General features: G+C 64.4%; 2 protein-coding genes. Both read left to right on the top strand.

What is annotated here, in order from left to right:
• A partial coding sequence (locus tag JV551A3_RS26910) for an alpha-amylase family protein (protein WP_133979245.1) occupies window positions 1–1,616 on the top strand: 1,616 nt, incomplete at its 5' end.
• Between the two features lie 237 nt (window positions 1,617–1,853).
• Window positions 1,854–2,062 (top strand): serine hydrolase domain-containing protein (locus tag JV551A3_RS26900; protein WP_133979243.1); only part of this gene is annotated, 209 nt, incomplete at its 3' end.

Genomic DNA, 2,062 nt, shown 5'->3' with positions numbered 1-2,062 from the left:
AGCTGATCGATGCCTATGGCCAGTCCACCCGCGGCCATTGGCCAGAAAAGGTTGCCAATGACGAGCAGCTCAAGGCGGCCGATGCGCGCGAGCAGCAACAGCTCAAAGGCTGGCTGGCAGAGCGCGACAAACAGCAGCTGGACGCATACGGTGGCCTGCTGGCCGGCCCGGCGTTCGAGGCCAAAGGCTTCTTCCGCACCGAAAAGCGTGACGGCCGCTGGTACCTGGTAACGCCCGAGGGGCATCCGTTCTATTCCCTGGGGGTGAATGCCGTGGCTGCGGATGGCGGGCGTACCTACGTTGCCGGGCGTGAAGGGATGTTCAAGGTGTTGCCGGGCGAGGGTGATGCACTGGCCGCATTCTATGGCGACGGCAACAACGACGACGGCAACCCCTCGTCGCAAGGGCGCAACTTCAAACAGGGGCGCTGGTTCGATTTCTATGCCGCCAACCTGCAGCGCACCCATGGCAAATCTTGCCCGCCCGCGGTAGAAGGGCAGCCGGCCAGTTGCCCGCCGGTGGCGCTGGATAGCGCCCGCTGGCAGGCGCATGCGCTCGACCGCCTGCAGGCCTGGGGTTTCAACACGGTCGGCAACTGGAGCGAGCCGGTTCTGGGCCAAGCCAGGCGCATGCCGTACACCTTGCCGCTATCGATCGTGGGGGATTACGCCAGCATCAGCACCGGCATGGACTGGTGGGGCCGCATGCCCGATCCGTTCGATCCGCGTTTTGCCATGGCCACCGAGCGCGCCGTGGCCATCGCCGCCCGCGATCACCGCGACGACCCCTGGCTGATCGGTTATTTCGCCGACAACGAACTGGCCTGGGCCGCCCCAGGTAACGACCCGAAGGCGCGTTATGGCCTTGCCTACGGTACCTTGCGCCTGACCACCGATTTACCGGCCAAGCGCGCCTTCCTCAAGCAGTTGCGTGACAATTACCGCAACCAGGAAGGGCTGTCCAAGGCCTGGGGGATCGAGCTGGCGGCCTGGGAACTGATGGAAGACCCGGGCTTCGAGGCACCGTTGCCCAACCCGGAGCACCCGGAAATCGAGCGTGACTACCAGCACTTCCAGCAGGGGTTCGCCGCACCCTACTTCGAAACCATTGCCGACTCGTTGAAGTGGCATGCGCCCCATCACTTGCTGCTGGGCGGCCGCTTTGCCGGCAGCACGCCGGAGGCGGTCAAGGCCTGCGCCGAGTTCTGCGATGTGCTCAGCTTCAACTTCTATACCCTCAAGCCGCAGGACGGCTACGACTTCGCCCGCCTGGCCGAACTGGACAAGCCGGTGTTGGTGTCCGAGTTCCAGTTCGGCTCGCGCGATCGCGGGCCGTTCTGGCCGGGGCCGCTGGAAGTGGCGCGGGAAGAAGACCGTGGCCCGGCTTACGGCAACTTCCTCAAGGCGGCCCTGGCAGAGCCGATGATCGTTGGCGCGCATTGGTTTCAGTACCTCGACCAGCCGGCCAGCGGCCGCCTGCTCGACGGCGAGAACGGCCACCTCGGGTTGGTGGCGATTACCGATATGCCATACCCGGGGTTTGTCGATGCCGTGCGCAAGAGCAACCTGCAGGTCATGGGCCAGTTGCGCACCCAATTGGAAAAGCCAGCGCCCTAGCCCAGGCTGACGCGGTCTGTTGTTATGTGGGAGCGGGCGTGCCCGCGAACACCGGCGTAGCCGGTGCCAGCCACCGCGTTGAATTCTTCGCGGGCACGCCCGCTCCCACAAGGGGATGCGCTTTGCCAGAGGCGCATACCATTCATCGCGACCACTTGGCCCAAGCCAGTTTGCAAAACTCGCAAGTACTGAAACAATGCACACCATTTTCGGAATTGGTCGTACGGAGAACAGCGGGTGCAGATCCAGGGTCACTATGAGCTGAAGTTCGAAGCAGTGCGCGAAGCCTTCGCCGCGCTGTTCGATGATCCCCAGGAGCGTGGCGCCGCGCTGTGCATCCAGGTTGGTGGCGAAACCGTGGTCGACCTGTGGGCCGGTAGTGCCGACAAGGACGGCCAGCAGGCCTGGCACAGCGACACCATCGCCAACCTGTTCTCCTGCACCAA

It is taken from the genome of Pseudomonas inefficax (genome assembly GCF_900277125.1).
GTDB lineage: Bacteria > Pseudomonadota > Gammaproteobacteria > Pseudomonadales > Pseudomonadaceae > Aquipseudomonas > Aquipseudomonas inefficax.
This window is presented reverse-complemented; position numbering and strand designations above follow the sequence as displayed.